Raw genomic sequence first — 18367 nt, 5'->3', positions numbered from 1 at the left:
TTCGGGGTCAGCTCTGACATTCGGACACTCGAAGCAGTTGTTTAATCTGTATCAATACGTAAATTCGAGCATTTTCGCGTACTGATATAGATCAAAGGTTAGCGCTAGCTGTCCGAATGTCAGAGCTGACCCCGAATTTTGGATTCTTATGACTTCTCCAATTACCATTCGCTTGGGCCAGCGCGCCCGGCAACGCATTGCCGCCGAGGGCCTGCAGGCCGCTGATATCGCTATCGTCCCTGCCGCCGCCGGCGGGCCCAAGGGCCTGATCCTGCACGGCCTCGATTGCTGGATGTTTGGCGAGTTTTTCAAACACGCGTCGCGCCAGCGGCGGCTCATCGGCGCGTCCATCGGCGCCTGGCGCGTGGCCGCTTCGGCGTTTCACGATCCGGTCGCGGCGCACAAGCGCCTGGCGCGTCTGTACGCGAGCCAGCGCTATCCCGACAAGGTGACGCCCGCCTACGTCTCGCAAACCTGCCGCGCCCTGCTCGATGAGCTGCTCGATGGCCGCGGCCACGAGGCCATCGATCATCCCGAGCACCATGTCTCCATCCTCACCGTCCGCGGCATCGGCGCGCTGGCCGGCACCAACGGCGCGCGCTGGCGCGAGATGACCGGCTTCCTGCTGGCCGCCGCCGGCAACGCCATGTCGCGCAAGCGCCTCGCCACCTCCATGGAGCGCGTGATCTTCCACAGCCAGCGCGACGACGCCCGCTGGCTGCGCGATGATTTCGACGCCTTCGCCGCCCACTTCGTCGCCCTCTCGCCGGACAATCTGCGCGACGCGCTGCTGGCCTCCGGTTCGATCCCGCTGGTGCTGGAGGCGGTCACCCATATCGCCGGCGCCCCCGACGGCGCCTACTGGGACGGCGGCTTGATCGACTATCACCTGCACCTGCCCTACCAGCGCGATCCGGGCCTGGTGCTGTACCCGCACTTCAGCGATTACATCGTGCCCGGCTGGCTCGATAAGTCGATGCCGTGGCGCCGGGCCCGCGATCACTCACTGGACAACATGATCCTGGTCTCGCCCTCCGCCGATTTCGTCCGCAAGCTGCCCAACGCCAAGCTGCCGGACCGTAAGGATTTCAAGGTCTACGGCCAGAACCACGAGCACCGCACGCGCGATTGGCTGCACGCCATCGGCGAGAGCGAGCGCATGGCCGAAGCCTTCGCCCGCTGGTGCGAAAAACCGGACCTGAAGCAGGCCGCCGGTTTTTGACTGTTCCCAAAAAGCAACAGAACGCCCGCAATCCGGCGCGGCTGGCGCATACTTGAACCCCGCACGCTTGAGGGAGTCAAAGATCATGAACGTTCTGTCGCAGATGCGCATCGGTACCCGTCTCGCTATCGGCTTCGCCGTGGTGCTGCTGCTGGCGATTGTCGCCACCTCGGTCGCGCTGGTGAACGCCCGCGCCAACGCGCAGGCCACGCGCACCATGATGGAGAAGCCGCTGGCCAAGGAGCGCCTGGTGTCCGACTGGTACGTGCTGCTGTATTCCGCCGTCGCGCGCACGGAGCTGATCGCGCGCAGCAAGGACGAAACCCTCCCCACCGTGTTCGCCGACGTGATCGCCGCCAGCAGCAAGCGCGGCGCCGAGTTGATGGCGCAGGTCAAGGAGCTCATCACCACCGACGAGGAACGCGCGCTGTTCGACAGCGTGGCCACCTTGCGCAATGTGTACCAGAAGGCCAAGAGCGATGTCGGCAACATCCGCAAGACCGGCGACGATGCCGCCGTCGACGCCATGTTCAAGGGCACCTTCATCCCGGCCGCCAAGGCTTACCAGGGCAAGGTGAATGAGCTGCTGGCGTTCCAGCGCAAGGCCATCGACGATACCGCCCACGCCATCGACGCCGCCAATGACCGCAGCAATATGCTGTTGATGATCCTGGCGGTGCTGATGGTGGGCATAGGCTCGGTGGCCGCCTGGATTATTTCGCGCTCGATCACGGTGCCGCTGCAGTCGGCGGTGGATATCGCCGCCACCGTGGCCAACGGCGATCTGACCACGCAGTTCTCATCGCAGCATAACAAGGATGAAATCGGCGAGTTGATGACGGCCCTGCGCGGCATGAACGATTCGCTGCGCACGGTGGTCAGCCAGGTGCAGATCGGCACCAACACCATCGCCACCGCCTCCAACGAGATCGCGTCGGGGAATATGGATCTGTCGCAGCGCACCGAGGAGCAAGCCAGTTCGCTCGAGGAGACCGCGTCCTCGATGGAGGAGCTGACTTCCACCGTGCGCCAGAACGCGGAGAACGCCCGGCAGGCCAACCAGCTGGCGCAAGCCGCCTCCGAGGTGGCGGAGAAAGGCGGCGCCATCGTCGGCCAGGTGGTCGATACCATGGGCTCGATCAACGATTCGTCGCGCAAGATTTACGACATTATCAGTGTGATCGACGGTATCGCGTTCCAGACCAATATCCTGGCGCTGAACGCGGCGGTCGAAGCCGCGCGCGCCGGTGAGCAGGGCCGCGGTTTCGCGGTGGTGGCGTCCGAGGTGCGCAATTTGGCGCAGCGCTCCGCTGCCGCCGCCAAGGAGATCAAGGAGTTGATCGGCAATTCGGTCGAGCAGGTCGATGTCGGTTCGAAGCTGGTGCAGCAAGCCGGCAGCACCATGGGCGACGTTGTGGCCAGCGTGCGCCGCGTGACCGACATCATGGGCGAGATCACCTCGGCCAGCAGTGAGCAGAGCATCGGCATCGATCAGGTCAACACCGCCATCGGCCAGATGGACAGCGTGACGCAGCAGAACGCGGCGCTGGTGGAACAGGCGGCGGCCGCGGCGGCCAGCATGCAGGAGCAGGCGGCGCGCCTGGCCGAGGTGGCGTCGTCGTTCAAGCTGGGACACGATGGCTTGCATGGCGCGCTGCCGGCGCCACCGGCGCGCGCCATGCTGCAGGCGGCGCGCCCCGCCCCTGCGCCTGCAAGGCCCGCGCCCAAGCTGTCCAGCGCCAGCAAGAACCCTGCGCCCAAGCCGGCCACCGTCGGCGGCGACAAGGAGTGGGAAGAGTTTTAACCCTTCAGGAACATCTCTTGCAGGTCATTGAGGAAGCGCTGGCCTAACGCGGTCGGCTTGATGATCTTGTAGTCGCGGTAGAGCAGCCCCTTGGCCTCCGCCGCGTTGAGTTGCTTCTCGATGGCGTTGATACTCAGGCCGGTGCGCTCGCTGAACAGGTTGGGATCGAAGCCGTCATGCAGGCGCAGGGTGTTGAGCATGAATTCAAAGCCCATGTCCTCGCGTTGGATCTCGTACTCCTCCTGCACCGGCGCGCCCTGCCTCACCTGCTCCATGTAGGCCTTCGGCTGCTTGTAGCGCGCCTGCCGCAGTATGCGGTGCGGGAACGACAGCTTGGAATGCGCCCCCGCGCCGATGCCCAGGTAGTCGCCAAACTCCCAGTAGTTCAGGTTATGCCGCGCGCGATGGCCTTCCTTCGCGTAGGCCGAGATTTCGTACTGCCGGTAGCCGTTGGCGGCGGTCAGCTCCGCAATCATGTCCTGCATGTCTGCGCTGGTGTCGTCGTCCGGCAGCGCTGGCGGATACTTCGCGAACAGCGTGTTCGGCTCCATCGTCAGATGGTAGAGCGACAGGTGCGGCGGATTGAACGCCATCGCCGTTTCCACATCCCGGCGCGCCTCGTCCAGCGTTTGCGACGGCAGCGCGTACATCAGGTCCAGGTTGAAGTTGTCGAAGTTGGCCAGGGCGATTTCCACCGCGCGTTTCGCTTCGTTGTCGTCGTGGATGCGGCCCAGCGCCTTCAGGTGGCGCTCATTGAAGCTCTGGATGCCGATCGACAGGCGATTGACGCCGCTGGCGCGGTACGACTTGAATTTCTCCGCCTCGAAGGTGCCCGGATTGGCTTCCATCGTGATCTCGCAGTCGCTGTCCAGCGGCAGCAGGGTGCGCACGTCGGACAGCAGGCGATCCAGCCCCGCCGCCGACATCAGGCTGGGCGTGCCGCCGCCGATGAAGATGGTGTAGATCTTGCGGCCCCAGATCAATGGCAGCGCCATCTCCAGGTCGGTGCGCACGGCGTCCAGGTATTCCTGTTCCGGGAAGGCGCCGCCCTCCCTGGCCTCGTGCGAGTTGAAATCGCAGTAAGGGCACTTGCGCACGCACCACGGGAAGTGGATGTACAGCGACAGCGGCGGCAGCGCCGTCAGGTTGAGCGCCCCGCCCTGCAGGTACTTGGCCGCGACGCCCGCGGTCTCGCTGATGTCGACCGCTGGCTTGGTGCTGGCGCCGACGATTTTAATCGGGATCATTTCAGTTTCTCTACCAATGCGCGCAAGGCCTGGCCGCGGTGCGACAAGGCGTTCTTCTGCTCGGGCGCCAGCTCGGCCACGCATTTGCCCAGCGATGGAATGAAGAAGTAGGGATCGTAGCCAAAGCCACCCTCGCCGCGCGGCGTATCGACCATCACGCCGTTCCAGCGGCCGTCGGCGATGATGGGCTGCGGATCGTCGGCGTGGCGCACGAACACCAGCACGCAGTAGTAGTACGCCGACTTGTCTTCATGTTTGGCCAGTTCGGCGATCATCTTTTCGTTGTTGCGCGCGTCCGATTTCGGCTCGCCGGCGAAGCGCGCAGAGCACACGCCGGGCGCGCCGCCCAGCGCATTCACGCACACGCCGGAATCGTCCGCCAGCGCCGGCAGGCCGGTCAGGCGCGCGGCGTGGCGCGCCTTTTGCAGTGCATTTTCGACAAACGTGTGAAAAGGTTCATCCGCTTCGGGCACGTTGTATTCGCCCTGCGCGTGGACCGAAAAGCCCACGGTGGCCAGCAGTTCGTTGAATTCCTTCAGTTTGCCCTTGTTGTTGGAGGCGAGGATCAGGCGTTGGGTCATGATGTTCAGCTACGTCAAATGAAGCCGACATTGTAAACCGTTTGCGCCTGCCGCTGCCGCTAGGGGATTAACAGCGCCCGGATCTCGGGCTTCTGGTAGTTGTCGCGGGTGACCATGACGGCGTCGGTCAGGATCGTCGGGTTCTTGATGGGCGTCCCCTTGACCGCCGCCACGGCCGCTTTCACCGACAGGTAGCCCATCTGGCGCGGATTCTGCACCACCAGCCCGTGGATCTCGTCCTTGCGTAAGCCGTCCAGCAGGAATTCCGTGGTGTCGAAACAGACGAATTTTTTCTGGCCCGCCAGGCCGGTCTGCCGCAACGCCCGCAGCACGCCGTCGCCGGTCGACTCATTGACCGCGAACAGCGCGTCAACCTGGGGGAACCTGGCCAGCAACGCGGCCACGTTGCGGGCCACCTTGCCGCGTGTGCCGCCGGCATATTCGTCGGCGACGATGGCGATCTGCGGCGCGTTCTTCCTGAGATAATCGACGAAGCCGCTGGCGCGGTCCTCGGTCGAGCCGCTGCCGGGCACCGTGCGCACCAGCGCCACACTGCCCTGCCGTTTCAACAGCCCGGCCAGGCGTTCGGCCGCCAGTCGCCCGGCGGCGTAATTGTCGGTGGTGACGAAGTTGGTGTGGGCGTTGCCGTCCAGCGCGGAGTCCACCGCCACCACCTTGACGCCCTGCGCCGCCGCCTGCCTGATCGGCTCGACCAGGCGCGCGCGGTCGGTGGCGGCGATGATGATGGCGTCGACCTCGGGCTTGGCGTAGATCTGCACGATCTGGATCTGCGAGTCGATGTCGTCGTTGTAGGCGGGGCCGCGCCAGGTCAGCTTGATCTGGCCTTCCTCCTGCATCGCCTTGTCGACGCCTTGCCGCATGAAGAGCCAGAAGTCCTGGTCGTGGGACTTCGGAATGAAGACGATATTCAGGTCCCGGGCAGACACTGGACACATCAAAAACATGATGCACACCAGCGGGAGCGTCATCCATTTTTTCATAGTGTTCCGATTGTATGCCCTTTTCCGGCCCGGCTCAACGCGGCCGGCCGCGGGCGATCAGCCGGGCAGGCCCAGGGTCTGCTTCTGCAGCTTGATCAGGTCCGCGATGCCGGCCTGCGCCAGATCGAGCAGGCGGTTCATGCCGGCGCGGTCGAAGGCGGCACCTTCGGCCGTGCCCTGCACTTCGATGAAGTGGCCGGCGTCGGTCATCACCACGTTCATGTCGGTATCGCAGCCCGAATCCTCCACGTAGTCCAGGTCCAGCACCGGCGTGCCCTGGTACACGCCGACCGAGATCGCCGCCACGAAGTGCTTGAGCGGGATCGCCGGAATCGCGCCGCGCGCCACCAGCTTGGAGAACGCGTCGTAGGCCGCCACCATGGCGCCGGTGATGGACGCGGTGCGGGTGCCGCCGTCGGCCTGGATCACGTCGCAGTCGAGGTGCAGGGTGCGCTCGCCGAACGCTTCCAGGTCGAAGGCGGCGCGCAGCGAGCGGCCGATCAGGCGCTGGATTTCCTGCGTGCGGCCGGACTGCTTGCCCTTGGCCGCCTCGCGGTCCATGCGGCTGTGGGTGGAGCGCGGCAGCATGCCGTATTCGGCGGTCAGCCAGCCCTGGCCTTTGCCCTTGAGGAAGCCGGGCACTTTCTCTTCGATGCTGGCGGTGCAAATCACCTTGGTGTCGCCGCATTCGATCAGCACCGAGCCCTCGGCGTGCTTGGTGTAGTCGCGGGTCAGGCGCAGGGTGCGCAGGGCGTCGACCGGGCGGCCGCTTGGACGGGTTACAGAAGTCATACAGTTCCTTATTTGAGAATTTGGGAGGATTTTTCGATGGCGCCGCGTATTTCCGCGATGGCTTTTTCGATTTCGTCGTCATCGAAGGCATCGGCCTCCGACGGCGCCACTTCCGGCAAGGGCGTGTCGCGGATGGTGGTGCTGTGCAGGTCCTGCGGCAGCGCTTCGGTCGAGATCACGGTGGTCGCCAGCGGGTCCATGCTGTCCGCCACCGAGCTGCCCTGCCACATGATGGCCAGCGCCGTGACGTTGTCGCTGGCGTCGCCGGCCGCGCGCAACGCGGCGTGCAGCATGTCCGGCACCGCGCGCACCACGGTTTGCGCCTGCAGGCGCCGCACCAGTTCATCGTCCGGCAGCATAGACCACAAACCGTCGGAACACAACAGCATCACGTCGCCCGGCAGCAGGCCGGCGCCGCCGCCCACTTCCACGCGCGGCGGCGTGTCGGCGCCGAGGCAGTTCCACAGCTTGTTGCGGTCCGGATGGGTGGCGCGCTCGGACGGCAGCGCCAGTCCCTTGGCGATCAGGTTCTCCACGTGCGAATGGTCGCGCGTGCGGCCGAGGATCTGACCGCCGCGCATCCAGTACAGGCGCGAGTCGCCGCAATGCGCCCAGGTCGCCGTGTTGTGCTGGATCAGGCAGGCGACGATGGTGGTGCGCGGGGTTTCCGATAGCTGATGCGTGTGGCGGTGCTGGTGGATGTCGCGGTGCGCGGTCCGCAGGGCCTCCTCCAGGAAGCGCTGCGGCTTCTTCACGTAGGGCTGCGCCTGTTGCTGGAACAGGGTGGAGATGGTTTGCAGCGCCACGCTGGCGGCGATCTCGCCGCCAGCGTGGCCGCCCATGCCGTCGGCCAGCACCAGCAGCAAGGCGTCGCGCGTGAAGCTGTAGCCCATGCGGTCCTGGTTGACCTTGCGGCCGCCGATATGACTTTCCTGATACACGGAGAATTGCATGGCTCGGTCCTTGTCGCGTCAAACCAGGGTGTCCGGGCCGGCCTTGGCGCCCGCGCCGCCGCCCAGCCGTCCCACCAATCCGCGCAGCCTGTCCATCACGCCTTGCGCCGGCGGCGCCGGCGGCGCGACGGCCGGCGTGGCCGCCTGCAGCACCTTCTGCAGGGCGAACAGGCTTTGCGGCCGCGCCAGCGGGTCGACCTGCAGACACCAGCGCACCAGCCCCACCAGCTCGGGCGAATACTGGCCCTCGAGTTTTTCGAAATGCCCGGCCATCTTGTCCTCGGTCTTGCGCTGGTCGGCCGGCTGCGGCGGCGAGCCGACCATGCAGGCGAACATGGAGGCGCCGATGCTGTAGATATCGGTCCACGGCCCCATGCCGGTCTTGGCGTACAGCTCGGGCGGGGCGAAGCCGGGGGTGTACATCGGCGTCAGCGTCGGCATGTCGGTGTTGACGGTCTGGCGCGCGGCGCCGAAGTCCAGCAGCATTGGCGTGCCATCGGTGCGCAGGTAGATATTGGCCGGCTTCAGGTCGAGGTGCAGCAGCTTGTTGGCGTGGACTTCGCGCAGGCCTTTCACCACCTGGGTGAAGATGGTGCGGATGAAAAGTTCACCTACCTTAACTCCCTTGCCGCGCTGGCGCTGGATGTGCTCCTGCAGCGAATGGCCGGACTCGTAGGCCATCACCATGTACACCGTTTCGTGCGCGCGGAAGAAATTCAGCACGCTGACCACGTTGGGATGGGAGATGCGCGCCAGCGCCCGGCCTTCCTCGAAAAAACACTTGAGGCCAATGCGGAACACGGGCAGGTTGGCCTTGGAGACGGCGGGCACCAGCTCGCCCTCCTGCCGCAGCGCCAGGGAGCTGGGCAAATATTCCTTGATGGCGACCGCCACGCCCTCGCTATCGTACGCAAGGTAAACAATACTGAACCCACCGGACGCAATTTTCTTTACAATGCGATATCCAGCAATTTCCAGACCATCTGGTAGGGGGGCGTTGTTCTGTGCGGCCATAGGGTTCCTCGCCTCGACAACCGGATTGTGTGGATAAATCACTGTTTTGTAAAGATAAAATCGGGGATATCCATTGAGCATTTCCAGCATGACGGGCTACGCGGTCGCCACCAGTGAGAGTGCGGCGGGAACACTGACCATCGAGATCAAGAGCGTGAATTCACGCTTTTTGGACTTGCAGTTCCGAATAAACGACGATTTGCGCGCCCTTGAACCCGATTTACGCTCGGCGATCATGGCCGCCATCACGCGCGGCAAGGTCGAGCTCCGGCTCAGCTTTGGGCGCAAGGCGGCCGGCGCCGGCACGCAGGCGCTGAACCTGCCGCTGTTAACCGAGTTGCAACGCCTGCAGGGCGAGGTCAGCGGCCTGTTCCCCGGCGTGCAAACGATGTCAGTCGCCGAACTGCTGCGCTGGCCCGGCGTGATCGAGGAAGCGCAGATCGGCCAGGAATCGCTGCAGGCCGACGTGGCCGCCCTCACCGCGCGCACCGTGGAGGCCTTTGTGCAAAGCCGCCAGCGCGAAGGCGCGGCGCTGGAAGCCATGCTGCTGTCGCGCATCGAGGCCATGGAAGGCATCGTCAAGCGCATCACGCCGCTGATTCCGCAGGTGGTGGCGGCGTTCCAGCAGAAGGCCGTGGAGCGCATGCAGGACGCGCTGGGCCTGGCCTGCCAGGGCTCGAACTCGGCGCTGTCGCGCCAGGACGCGCTGGAACGCATCCGCCAGGAAGTGATCCTGTACGGCATCCGCATCGACGTGGCGGAAGAGCTGGGCCGCCTGTCGGCGCACCTGGCCGAGACCCGTCACATCCTGAAGAAAGGCGGCCAGGTCGGCAAGCGCCTGGACTTCATGATGCAGGAGCTGAACCGCGAAGCCAACACGCTGGGGGCCAAGGCCTCGGTCAAGGAACTGGCGGACGCCTCGATGGAGCTCAAGCTGCTGATCGAGCAGATGCGCGAGCAGGTCCAGAACCTGGAATAATCGGGAAGGAGCTCCGGCTCCTTTTTTAACGCCCAGTTTATTCACATACGTGAATAAACCTTTCTGCTTTAACGGATTTATTCAATAATCAGCTGGCGTTACAGTGGTGTCACTTCAACTTCTTACCGAAAGCGACATCATGAAAAACGCCAACCAACTGCTGCACGCCTACCTGGCCAACATCCAGAACCCCAGCGCCGCCGCCGCCCTGTTCGCGGACGACGGCGTGCTGGAACTGCCGACGCTGTCATCGCTGGACATCAACGCCCGCGCGGTGGGACCGGCGGCGATCGAAAGCTTCATCGGCGGCCTGCTAAAAAACGTGCCGGACTTCCGCTTCAAGGACGTGCGACTGTTCATCGACACCGAAGACAAGGTGTTCGGCGAATACAGCGTCGAAGCCAAGGTGCTGTCGACCGGCAAACTCTACAAGCAGACCTACGCCGGCATGCTGGTGGCCGAGAACGGCAAGATCAAACACCTGCGCGAGGCCCTGGACACCCTGGCGGCCGCCAAGGCCTTCAGCCCGGACTGACCAACGTACTCAACCCTTGGTTACAGTAGCTGGTTCAGCTTGAGGATTTGAACGTCGGCCTTGCCGCCGACGGTTTTGATGAGCTCCTGGAAATGCGGCGTGGCTTCGTGTTCGGCCAGCGCCGCGTCGTCGCGCCAGGCTTCCAGCATGACGAAGCTGGCGTGGTTGCCCAGATCGATGTGCAGGTCATAGCGGATGCAGCCGGCTTCGGCGCGGCTTGGCGGCACGATCTTTTCCAACGCCTCGCGCACCAGCGCTTCGTTGCCTTCCTTGGCGGTGATGGTGGCGACGACGATCAGGTCTTTCATGGTATATCCCGTTATAAACTGAAACCTCGATACTATCAGGAGCGAACAAATGGCGCAGATCAGGGCGGGCATCGGCGGTTGGGACTTCGCGCCGTGGCGCGACACCTTCTACCCCAAGGACGTGCCGATCAAGAAGCAGCTGGAATACGCCAGCGCACAGGTCACCAGCATCGAAATCAACGGCACCTTCTACCGCAGCGCCAAGCCCGAACACTTCGCCAGCTGGGCCGCGAAGACGCCCGACGATTTCGTGTTCTCGGTCAAGGCCACGCGCTATGCCACCAACCGCAAGGTGCTGGCCGAGGCCGGCGAGTCGATCGAACGCTTCATGGACAGCGGCCTCACCGAACTGGGAGACAAGCTCGGCCCCATCCTGTGGCAGCTGGCCGCCACCAAGAAGTTCGATGCGGACGATGTCGAAGCCTTCTTCAAGCTGCTGCCGGCCAAGCTCGGCAAGCGCAAGCTGCAACACGTGCTGGACGCGCGCCACGACAGCTTCCTGTGCGAGGACTATCCCAAGCTGGCGCGCAAGCACAAGGTGGCCACCGTCATCACCGATTCACCCAAGTTCCCCAACTTTACCGAGCTCACCGGCGAGTTTGTTTACGCCCGGCTGATGGACGCGCAAAGCGAGATCGAAACCGGCTACAGCAAGCCGGCCCTGAAGAAGTGGGCCAGGCAGGCGCAGGAGTGGCAGCAGCAGGCCAAGTCCGGCCAGGTCTACGTCTACTTCATCAACGGCGCCAAGGAGCGCGCGCCCGCTGCGGCGCAGCATTTCATCTCCCTGCTGTAAATTGAACTCCGGGCGTTGCTCTTGGTAAAATACATCTTTGGGCGTCGTAAAAGCCGCCCGCTGACGTTTTTGAAAGATCAACCATGAGCTCAACCAACGGCTTTTCGGGCAGCTTGTTCGTCGTCGCCGCGCCATCGGGCGCCGGCAAGTCGACGCTGGTCAACGCGCTGCTGGCCAAGGAACCGACCATCAAGCTGTCGATTTCCACCACCACCCGCGCGCCGCGTCCGGGCGAAACCCACGGCAAGGAATACTACTTCACCACGGCGGAGGATTTCGTCGCGCGCGCCAAGGACGGCGAGTTCCTCGAGTGGGCCGAGGTGCACGGCAATTACTACGGCACCTCGCGCCTGATGGTGGAGGAACAGATGAAGACCGGCACCGACGTGCTGCTCGAAATCGACTGGCAGGGCGCGCGCCAGGTCAAGAAGTTATTCCCGCAGGCGGCCGGCATTTTCATCCTGCCGCCATCCATCGCCGCGCTCGAGGAACGCCTGAACAAACGCGCCACCGACGAGCCGCACGTGATCACCAAACGGCTGCTGGCGGCGGGCGGCGAAATCGCCCACGCCCCCGAGTTCGAGTATGCTATTATCAACGAAGAATTCGACGTAGCGCTGTCGGAACTGACGGCGATCGTCCGAGCGGCCCGTTGCCGGTTTGCGCAACAAGCGGCACGCAACGCCTCGCTCTTTGCCCAGTTGGGCATCCACGCTGAATAAACAAATACGCAAGATTTTTAGGAGTTATAGATGGCCCGCATTACGATTGAAGATTGTCTGAAAAACGTACCTAACCGTTTCCAGCTGACCCTGGCCGCGACCTACCGCGCCCGCCAACTGCTGCAAGGCCACACCCCGAAGGTGGAAGCCAAGGACAAGCCCACCGTGGTCGCCCTGCGTGAAATCGCGGCTGGCAAAGTCGGTCTGGAAATGTTGAAAAAGGTCCCAATGTAAGTTGGGACCGCGTTCCCGAACAATGTGAATGATGCGGTTTAGCAGTAGTATTGGACATTCTCATCGAGACGGAACGCAAACGTATGAATCTGATCCCTGCAGATCCTACAGTGAGTGACAAGCCCGCCCGGGCGAAAAGGCCGGCCCAGAAGCCGGCCGCGGTCATGTCCGTAGCTGCAGCCGGCGATAGCACCTCCGCACCACCTGCCACACCCCCAGTACCTCCCGTGATTTCCTCGTCGCCCCTGGCCACGCCTCCCGCCATGACGGCCGGTGTCGCGTCGGTGTCCCATCTGACTGAAAAACTGGCCGAATACATGAGCGCCGCCGACCTGAAAAAGGTCAAGGAAGCGTATCGCTTTTCGGACGAGATGCATCTCGGGCAGCTGCGCAAGTCGGGCGAGCCTTACATCTCGCACCCGATCGCCGTGGCCGAGATCTGCGCCGACTGGAAGCTCGACGCGCAAGCCATCATGGCCGCCCTGCTGCACGACGTGATGGAGGACCAGGATGTCAAGAAGGAAGAGCTGATCGAGCGCTTTGGCGCGCCGGTGGCCAACCTGGTGGACGGCCTGTCCAAGCTGGAGAAGATCGAGTTCCAGAGCCAGATCGAGGCGCAGGCGGAAAACTTCCGCAAGATGCTGCTGGCCATGGCCTCGGACGTGCGCGTGATCCTGATCAAGCTGGCCGACCGCCTGCACAATATGCGCACCATGGAGGTGATGAAGCCGGCCGCCAAGGCCCGCATCTCCAAGGAGACCATGGAAGTGTACGTGCCGATCGCGCACCGGCTCGGCCTGAACAACATCTACCGCGAGCTGCAGGACCTGTCGTTCGCCCACCTGTACCCGCTGCGCTACCGCACGCTGGGCAAGGCGGTCAAGGCGGCGCGCGGCAACCGGCGCGAGGTGGTCAAGAAGATCCTCGAGTCGGTCAAGAACACGCTGGCCATGGCCAACATCGAGGCCGAGGTGTACGGCCGCGAGAAGACCCTGTACGGCATCTACAAGAAGATGCGCAGCAAGCACTTGTCGTTCTCGCAGGTGCTGGACGTGTATGGCTTCCGCGTGGTGGTCGACAGCTTCCCGAATTGCTATGTCGCGCTCGGCACCCTGCACTCGCTGTACAAGCCGATGCCGGGCAAGTTCAAGGATTACATCGCGATCCGCAAGCTGAACGGCTACCAGTCGCTGCACACCACGCTGATCGGCCCGTACGGCACGCCGGTCGAGTTCCAGATCCGCACCCAGGAGATGCACCGCACCGCCGAGTCGGGCGTGGCGGCGCACTGGCTGTACAAGAACGGCGAGGCCAATATGTCGGACCTGCAGCAGCGCACCCACGCCTGGCTGCAGTCGCTGCTCGACATCCAGCAGCAGACCGGCGACTCGGCCGAGTTCCTGGAACACGTCAAGGTCGACCTGTTCCCCGACTCGGTGTACGTGTTCACGCCCAAGTCGAAGATCATCGCGCTGCCGCGCGGCGCCACGCCGATCGACTTCGCCTACGCCATCCACACCGGCATCGGCGACCACACGGTGTCGGTCACCATCAACAACGAGCCGGCCTCGCTGCGCACCGAGCTGCGCAACGGCGACATCGTCGAGATCGTGACCGATTCGACCTCGCGCCCGAGCCCGAGCTGGCTGTCGTTCGTACGCACCGGCAAGGCGCGCTCGGCGATCCGCCACCACCTGCGCACCATCAACCTGCCGGAATCGATCGCGCTGGGCCAGCAGCTGCTGTCGCACGCGCTGTCCTCGCTGGGCGTGAGCCCGGAGCTGGAGGAGCACCTGACCGAGCGCCTGCTGAAGGAATCGAGCGCCAAGTCGCTGGACGAGCTGTACGCCGACATCGGCGTCGGCAAGCGCATGGCGGCGCTGGTGGCGCGTCACATCTTCGGCCTGCGCGGCGGCGAGTCGGTCAGCGCGCCGGTCGACCACAACAGCGCGGCCGAGCTGGACCCGGTCACCATCTGCGGCAGCGAGGGCGTGTCGGTGCAACTGGCGCCGTGCTGCCTGCCGATCCCGGGCGACTCCATCATCGGCCAGCTGCGGCGCGACCAGGGCCTGCTGGTGCACACCGCCGACTGCACCCAGGCCAAGCGCCAGAAGGCCAAGGAGCCGGACCGCTGGATCGCGGTCAAGTGGGGCAGCGAGCTGAACCGCCGTTTCGACAGCCGCATCAAGCTGCTGATCAACAACGAGAAAGGCATCCTGGCGCGCGTGGCCGCCGAGATCGGCGAGTCGGACGCCAACATCACCTACGTCGGCATGGACGAGGACAAGGAACACGTGCTGCACCAGCTGCGCTTCACGGTGCAGGTGAAGGACCGCGTGCACCTGGCCGGCCTGCTGCGCAACGTGCGCCGCGTGGCCGGCGTCAACCGCATCCTGCGCGAGCGCGGCTGACAAAAACGGACCAGGCGTGCGCCGGTCCGTCCTGTGTGTCACCGCTTCAAGTGTTACATCGTTTGAGACGGAACTTCCGGCGTCAAGCTGACAGCGACCGTCCGCACCACGCTCTTGATACCATCGGCCTGGACATCCAGGTCGATCACGCCGTCCGTGTAACCCGCCAGGCTATAACTCCAGTTGCCCTGCGCATCCGCGACCGTGCTGACCGAGGAGAGCCAGCCAGTGCTGCGATTAACCGCCGTCAATAGCACGGTCGCGCCAGGCGCCGCCGTGCCCGACAGCGGCAGCGCGGCCTCAGTCCAATTGGCGGCGGGGATCGCAATGGTCGGAATCACGCCATCGGAAATTGTCGCGCTCACGCTAACCGGCGCGATCACGTTATAGTGAATGTCGGCGCTGCTAATTGTGTGGGTAACCGTGGCGTCGTGGGTTCCTTCGGTTGCGCCGTCTGCCACCGCCTGTACGCTGATGACCTGGGGCGTGTTCCAGTTATCCGCGGTGAAGGTCAGTTCGCTGCGCGCGAGAGTCAGCTGATTACTGGTGCTGGCCACGACTTTCACGTCGGCCTCGGGCGCCTGCGTTAACACCATGCTGTAGGTGCCGGCGATGCCGCCTTCGGTCAGCGTCAGCTGTTTGGTGGAGAAGCTGACGTCGGGCGCAACGCCCAGGTCGGCAACGGTCACATAGCGCAAGGTCAACGCGGTGTTCGAGGCGGTGAAGGTCATGTAGCGGCCGTCGGTGGAGAAGCGCGGCGCACCGAACGGCAGCATGCCGGTGAGCGTGATCTTGCGCGTCAGTTTGGTAAGACGGTCGTAAACATACATGACACCGCCCTGCGCATACCCCACGTAACGGCCATTGCCGCTGACGCCGGCGTACTGGATTGCCGCATTGGCGGTGGAGCTGACCAGCTCGGTCTTGGCCGTCTTGCGGTCGCGAACGTAGACGCCAGCCAGATTACCGTAAGGCGCGGTCGGCGCCAGCTGCTTGTCGTTCGAGACGAACGCGACCACCGTGCCATCATCGCTCATCGTGATTTCCGTGCCGCCCACCGTCGAGCGGCTGCCGTCAAGGCGCACATCGATCGGCTCGGTGACGCCGGTGACGCGGTCGTAGACCGACACGTTGAGCGGACCATTGTTGCTCAAGGCGTTGCCGTTGTAGGCGACATAACGGCCATCGGCGCTGATGGACAGGCGGGTGGCCGAGCTCTGCACCAATTGGGCGCTGGTGCCGCTGGTGGTCCTGTTGACCAGGTCGCGCACGTACAGTCTCGAGATATTCCCCGCTGTCATCGTACGGAAGGCGACAAAGCGGCCATTCGCGCTGATGGCGCTGCCATAGCTGCCAGGACGGTCAACGCCGGTATCGGGAATCATCTGCGTGGCGTTGGCTTCCCGGTCATACACAAAGTAGGCCGAGCCGCCGGTCGTGCTGCCGCCCATCGGGGTGGCGTAGCAGCCCATCACCACATAGCGGGCATTGGCGCTCATCGACGGCATGTTGCACACAGCCCCGGCCGGCGACACGGCCCCGCTCAACGACAGGTTGGCAGGCGCGCGCTGCCCAGTGACCAGGTCGTGAACATAAATCTCGGAAGGAGGCAGGGTGGTACCGGTAATCTTATTTTGGATTTTGTAGGCGACGTAGCGGCCGTCCGCACTGATCGTTGGGTATGCCTCTTGCGCCTGAATACCAAACGGAATGCTTTGCGTGGTGATGTCGGGCAGGGCATATGCCGGCAGAGCCGCTGCGCCAAAGGTGAACAACAGCCATGCGGCTGCCTTGCTTGCTGAATTCATGAAGTGCCCCTCGATAAAAATTGCCGACGGCAGCAGCCGGACGATATGTGAAAAATAGATAATTTCTATAAATCAATATTATTATACGGCAATACCGTGACAAATAGTCACTATTGAGGGGTGAACCGGTTAAGCAGCCGTTCCGCTCACTTGTGTTCGAACGGGTCGTACCAGTAGGCCTTGTTGGCCAGCGGGGTCTGCGGCGAGAGCATGGGATTGTCGAGCCGGAACACACGGCGCTTGCGCAGGCCGATCTGCTCGATCAGATCGTCATAAAACTCATGGAAGATGCGGTCGAAGCGGCCGTCGGCGAGCAGCCGCTGCAGGCCGTATTCGAGGCGTTCGGCCAGGCGCGGCTGGCCGGGCGTGACGAAGAAATAGCGCGGCAGCGGGAAGTAGATGGCCAGGCTGCGCTCGATCGCCAGCGCCGGGAACGCCGGCGCGTAGGCGGCCTGCTCGAACAGCGCCTCCTCGATGCCGCGCGGGAAGTGCTGGAAGCGGTGCGCCGCCAGCATGCTGTGCAGGCCGGCCGTGGAGTTGCCCTGGGCGACGTCGAAGCCGGCGTGCAGCAGCACCTGGGTCGAGCTCCACTGGCGCCCGGCGCCCAGCGACAGGCGCTTGAGCTGCTCCAGCGTGGTGATCTCGCTGAAGCGCGCCTGCTGGGTGCCGTCGATCAGCGAGATGCGGTAGCCGGACAGGCCCTTGTCGATCGGGATGCGGATCGGCAGCAGCTTGCGCTCCCACTCGGGCGCGGTGATCTGCGCGCTCAGGTTGACCAGCTCGCCCTTGGTCATTTCCAGCAGCAGGCGGTCGCGCTCCATGCCCAGCGGCGAGCTGTGCAGGTCGTAAGCGCCGTATTTGGCGCTGGAGGCGTCGAGCGCCGCGCGCAGGATCAGCATGGTGTAGCGGTCGCGGCTGTCGGGACGGCTGAAGTTATGGTCGATGGTGTACACATCGCGCGCCAGCGCCGCCCCCTGCCAGGCTGACAGCGCCAGCATGCACAGCAGCGTGGCCAGCCCACGCAGCGTTGGTGACAGGACGCGATTCAAGTACCGCACCTCCCCAGTGTCCGTATATCCGTCATTGTAATCCTCCGCGCCCCGGCTACCGGTGTTCGCGCGGGTCGTACCAATACCCGCGGTTGGACAGCGGCGTCTGCGACGGCAGGGCCGGGTTCTCGACCCGGAAGATGCGGCGCCGGCGCAGCCCGGCCTGCTCGATCAGGCCGTCGTAGAACTCGTGGAAGATGTGGTCGAAGCGGCCGTCGGCCAGCAATTGCTGCAGGCCGTACTCCAGCCGCTGCGCCAGCCGCCGCTGTCCGCCGCCGATAAAGAAGTAGCGCGGCGACGGCACGTACAGGGCGAAGCTGCGCTCCACGCTCAGCGTCGGGAAATTGGGCGCGTAGGCCGCCTGTTCGTAGATCGCCTCGTCGATCGCGCGCGGGAAGTACTGGAAGCGGCCCGCCGCCAGCATGCTGTGCAGGCCGGCCGTGTTGGCGCCCTCCACCACGTGGAAGCCGGCCTGCTTGTAGGTCGCTGTCAGGCTCCACTGGCGGCCGGCCCCCAGCGACAGGCTCCGCAACTGGTCCAGCGTGCGCACGGCGCTGAACAGGTCCTGCTGGCGGCCGTCGATCAGCGCGATGCGGTAGCAGGAGATGCCCTTGTCGATCGGGATGCGGATCGGGATCAGCTTTTGCTCCCATTCCTGCGAGGTGACCTGGCCGCTCAGGTTGACCAGCTCGCCCTTGAGCATTTCCTGCAGCAGGCGGTCGCGCTCCATGCGCAGCGGCGCCACGCGGAACTCGTACGGGCCGTACTTGCCGCTGGAGGCGTCCAGCGCGGCCGTCACCAGGTGCAGGATGTGGCTGTCGTTATAGCTCGACTTGCTGGAATTGGTGTCGATGATGTAGACATCGGCCGCGCAGGCGCTCCCCTGCCCGCCCAGCAGCGCCAGCAGGCACACC

At 64.2% G+C, this 18367-nt stretch carries 18 protein-coding genes; 8 read left to right on the top strand and 10 right to left on the bottom strand.

Going from position 1 to position 18367, the window contains the following annotated elements:
• Nucleotides 1–148: 148 nt before the first annotated feature.
• A complete protein-coding gene (locus FHW83_RS06295; protein WP_176645478.1) occupies nucleotides 149–1222 on the top strand; it encodes a patatin-like phospholipase family protein in 1074 nt (357 codons plus the stop codon).
• Between the two features lie 85 nt (nucleotides 1223–1307).
• On the top strand, nucleotides 1308–3026 hold the full coding sequence (locus FHW83_RS06290) for a methyl-accepting chemotaxis protein (protein WP_176645477.1): 1719 nt from the start codon (nucleotides 1308–1310) through the stop codon (nucleotides 3024–3026).
• Here FHW83_RS06290 and hemW read toward each other — a convergent pair.
• The 6 genes from hemW to FHW83_RS06260 form a co-directional block, all read right to left on the bottom strand.
• Entirely contained in the window at nucleotides 3023–4273 is a 1251-nt protein-coding gene (gene hemW, locus FHW83_RS06285; RefSeq protein ID WP_176645476.1) for a radical SAM family heme chaperone HemW, read from the bottom strand. The genes FHW83_RS06290 and hemW overlap by 4 nt on opposite strands.
• The gene (rdgB, locus tag FHW83_RS06280) at nucleotides 4270–4854 is read right to left on the bottom strand and encodes an RdgB/HAM1 family non-canonical purine NTP pyrophosphatase (protein WP_176645475.1); all 585 of its coding nucleotides are present in this window, start codon (nucleotides 4852–4854) and stop codon (nucleotides 4270–4272) included. Before rdgB ends, hemW begins: the two co-directional genes overlap by 4 nt.
• 59 nt (nucleotides 4855–4913) lie before the next feature.
• Complete coding sequence (locus FHW83_RS06275; protein ID WP_373997168.1) at nucleotides 4914–5810, bottom strand: substrate-binding domain-containing protein; 897 nt, start codon at nucleotides 5808–5810, stop codon at nucleotides 4914–4916.
• A gap of 102 nt (nucleotides 5811–5912) precedes the next feature.
• The gene (gene rph / locus FHW83_RS06270; RefSeq protein ID WP_176645473.1) at nucleotides 5913–6647 is read right to left on the bottom strand and encodes a ribonuclease PH; all 735 of its coding nucleotides are present in this window, start codon (nucleotides 6645–6647) and stop codon (nucleotides 5913–5915) included.
• Nucleotides 6648–6655: 8 nt separating this feature from the next.
• The gene (locus FHW83_RS06265) at nucleotides 6656–7600 is read right to left on the bottom strand and encodes a PP2C family serine/threonine-protein phosphatase (RefSeq protein ID WP_176645472.1); all 945 of its coding nucleotides are present in this window, start codon (nucleotides 7598–7600) and stop codon (nucleotides 6656–6658) included.
• Nucleotides 7601–7618: 18 nt separating this feature from the next.
• Complete coding sequence (locus FHW83_RS06260) at nucleotides 7619–8614, bottom strand: serine/threonine-protein kinase (RefSeq protein WP_176645471.1); 996 nt, start codon at nucleotides 8612–8614, stop codon at nucleotides 7619–7621.
• An 88-nt stretch (nucleotides 8615–8702) separates the two neighbouring features.
• On the opposite strand from FHW83_RS06260, the gene FHW83_RS06255 reads away from it, so the two are divergent.
• Together FHW83_RS06255 and FHW83_RS06250 are read left to right on the top strand one after the other, a co-directional pair.
• On the top strand, nucleotides 8703–9593 hold the full coding sequence (locus FHW83_RS06255) for a YicC/YloC family endoribonuclease (RefSeq protein ID WP_176645594.1): 891 nt from the start codon (nucleotides 8703–8705) through the stop codon (nucleotides 9591–9593).
• A gap of 139 nt (nucleotides 9594–9732) precedes the next feature.
• The gene (locus tag FHW83_RS06250; RefSeq protein WP_176645470.1) at nucleotides 9733–10128 is read left to right on the top strand and encodes a nuclear transport factor 2 family protein; all 396 of its coding nucleotides are present in this window, start codon (nucleotides 9733–9735) and stop codon (nucleotides 10126–10128) included.
• Between the two features lie 20 nt (nucleotides 10129–10148).
• Here the strand turns inward: FHW83_RS06250 and FHW83_RS06245 are convergent, their stop codons facing one another.
• Nucleotides 10149–10436, bottom strand: coding sequence for a putative quinol monooxygenase (locus FHW83_RS06245; RefSeq protein ID WP_176645469.1), 288 nt, complete (start codon nucleotides 10434–10436; stop codon nucleotides 10149–10151).
• Between the two features lie 49 nt (nucleotides 10437–10485).
• On the opposite strand from FHW83_RS06245, the gene FHW83_RS06240 reads away from it, so the two are divergent.
• From FHW83_RS06240 to FHW83_RS06225, 4 genes are all read left to right on the top strand, one after another.
• Nucleotides 10486–11229 carry a DUF72 domain-containing protein gene (locus FHW83_RS06240; protein WP_176645468.1) on the top strand — a complete coding sequence of 248 codons (744 nt, stop codon included), beginning with the start codon at nucleotides 10486–10488 and terminating at the stop codon, nucleotides 11227–11229.
• 83 nt (nucleotides 11230–11312) lie between these two features.
• Complete coding sequence (gmk, locus tag FHW83_RS06235; protein ID WP_176645467.1) at nucleotides 11313–11951, top strand: guanylate kinase; 639 nt, start codon at nucleotides 11313–11315, stop codon at nucleotides 11949–11951.
• A 30-nt stretch (nucleotides 11952–11981) separates the two neighbouring features.
• Nucleotides 11982–12185: a DNA-directed RNA polymerase subunit omega gene (rpoZ, locus tag FHW83_RS06230; RefSeq protein WP_005665923.1), complete on the top strand. Its 204-nt coding sequence runs from the start codon at nucleotides 11982–11984 to the stop codon at nucleotides 12183–12185.
• Between the two features lie 83 nt (nucleotides 12186–12268).
• On the top strand, nucleotides 12269–14596 hold the full coding sequence (locus FHW83_RS06225; RefSeq protein ID WP_176645466.1) for a bifunctional (p)ppGpp synthetase/guanosine-3',5'-bis(diphosphate) 3'-pyrophosphohydrolase: 2328 nt from the start codon (nucleotides 12269–12271) through the stop codon (nucleotides 14594–14596).
• A 53-nt stretch (nucleotides 14597–14649) separates the two neighbouring features.
• On the opposite strand, the gene FHW83_RS06220 is transcribed toward FHW83_RS06225, so the two are convergent.
• The 3 genes from FHW83_RS06220 to FHW83_RS06210 form a co-directional block, all read right to left on the bottom strand.
• Nucleotides 14650–16404: a hypothetical protein gene (locus FHW83_RS06220; protein ID WP_176645465.1), complete on the bottom strand. Its 1755-nt coding sequence runs from the start codon at nucleotides 16402–16404 to the stop codon at nucleotides 14650–14652.
• 146 nt (nucleotides 16405–16550) lie between these two features.
• A complete protein-coding gene (locus FHW83_RS06215) occupies nucleotides 16551–17453 on the bottom strand; it encodes a hypothetical protein (RefSeq protein WP_229224038.1) in 903 nt (300 codons plus the stop codon).
• 55 nt (nucleotides 17454–17508) lie between these two features.
• Nucleotides 17509–18366 carry a hypothetical protein gene (locus tag FHW83_RS06210; RefSeq protein ID WP_373997167.1) on the bottom strand — a complete coding sequence of 286 codons (858 nt, stop codon included), beginning with the start codon at nucleotides 18364–18366 and terminating at the stop codon, nucleotides 17509–17511.
• Nucleotide 18367 lies beyond the last annotated feature (1 nt).

Source organism: Duganella sp. SG902 (assembly GCF_013376005.1).
GTDB lineage: Bacteria > Pseudomonadota > Gammaproteobacteria > Burkholderiales > Burkholderiaceae_D > Rugamonas.
Note: the sequence above shows the minus strand (reverse complement) of the source record. Positions and strands in the feature narration are given on the sequence as shown.

Excerpts from the sequence above, each read along its gene's own strand:
- FHW83_RS06265 (WP_176645472.1), bottom strand. The coding sequence starts at position 7,600 with ATGCAATTCTCCGTGTATCAGGAAAGTCATATCGGCGGCCGCAAGGTC.
- FHW83_RS06240 (WP_176645468.1), top strand. The coding sequence starts at position 10,486 with ATGGCGCAGATCAGGGCGGGCATCGGCGGTTGGGACTTCGCGCCGTGG.
- rph (WP_176645473.1), bottom strand. The coding sequence starts at position 6,647 with ATGACTTCTGTAACCCGTCCAAGCGGCCGCCCGGTCGACGCCCTGCGC.
- FHW83_RS06245 (WP_176645469.1), bottom strand. The coding sequence starts at position 10,436 with ATGAAAGACCTGATCGTCGTCGCCACCATCACCGCCAAGGAAGGCAAC.
- rdgB (WP_176645475.1), bottom strand. The coding sequence starts at position 4,854 with ATGACCCAACGCCTGATCCTCGCCTCCAACAACAAGGGCAAACTGAAG.
- rpoZ (WP_005665923.1), top strand. The coding sequence starts at position 11,982 with ATGGCCCGCATTACGATTGAAGATTGTCTGAAAAACGTACCTAACCGT.
- FHW83_RS06225 (WP_176645466.1), top strand. The coding sequence starts at position 12,269 with ATGAATCTGATCCCTGCAGATCCTACAGTGAGTGACAAGCCCGCCCGG.
- FHW83_RS06255 (WP_176645594.1), top strand. The coding sequence starts at position 8,703 with ATGACGGGCTACGCGGTCGCCACCAGTGAGAGTGCGGCGGGAACACTG.
- gmk (WP_176645467.1), top strand. The coding sequence starts at position 11,313 with ATGAGCTCAACCAACGGCTTTTCGGGCAGCTTGTTCGTCGTCGCCGCG.
- FHW83_RS06250 (WP_176645470.1), top strand. The coding sequence starts at position 9,733 with ATGAAAAACGCCAACCAACTGCTGCACGCCTACCTGGCCAACATCCAG.
- FHW83_RS06275 (WP_373997168.1), bottom strand. The coding sequence starts at position 5,810 with ATGTGTCCAGTGTCTGCCCGGGACCTGAATATCGTCTTCATTCCGAAG.
- hemW (WP_176645476.1), bottom strand. The coding sequence starts at position 4,273 with ATGATCCCGATTAAAATCGTCGGCGCCAGCACCAAGCCAGCGGTCGAC.
- FHW83_RS06220 (WP_176645465.1), bottom strand. The coding sequence starts at position 16,404 with ATGAATTCAGCAAGCAAGGCAGCCGCATGGCTGTTGTTCACCTTTGGC.
- FHW83_RS06260 (WP_176645471.1), bottom strand. The coding sequence starts at position 8,614 with ATGGCCGCACAGAACAACGCCCCCCTACCAGATGGTCTGGAAATTGCT.
- FHW83_RS06295 (WP_176645478.1), top strand. The coding sequence starts at position 149 with ATGACTTCTCCAATTACCATTCGCTTGGGCCAGCGCGCCCGGCAACGC.
- FHW83_RS06290 (WP_176645477.1), top strand. The coding sequence starts at position 1,308 with ATGAACGTTCTGTCGCAGATGCGCATCGGTACCCGTCTCGCTATCGGC.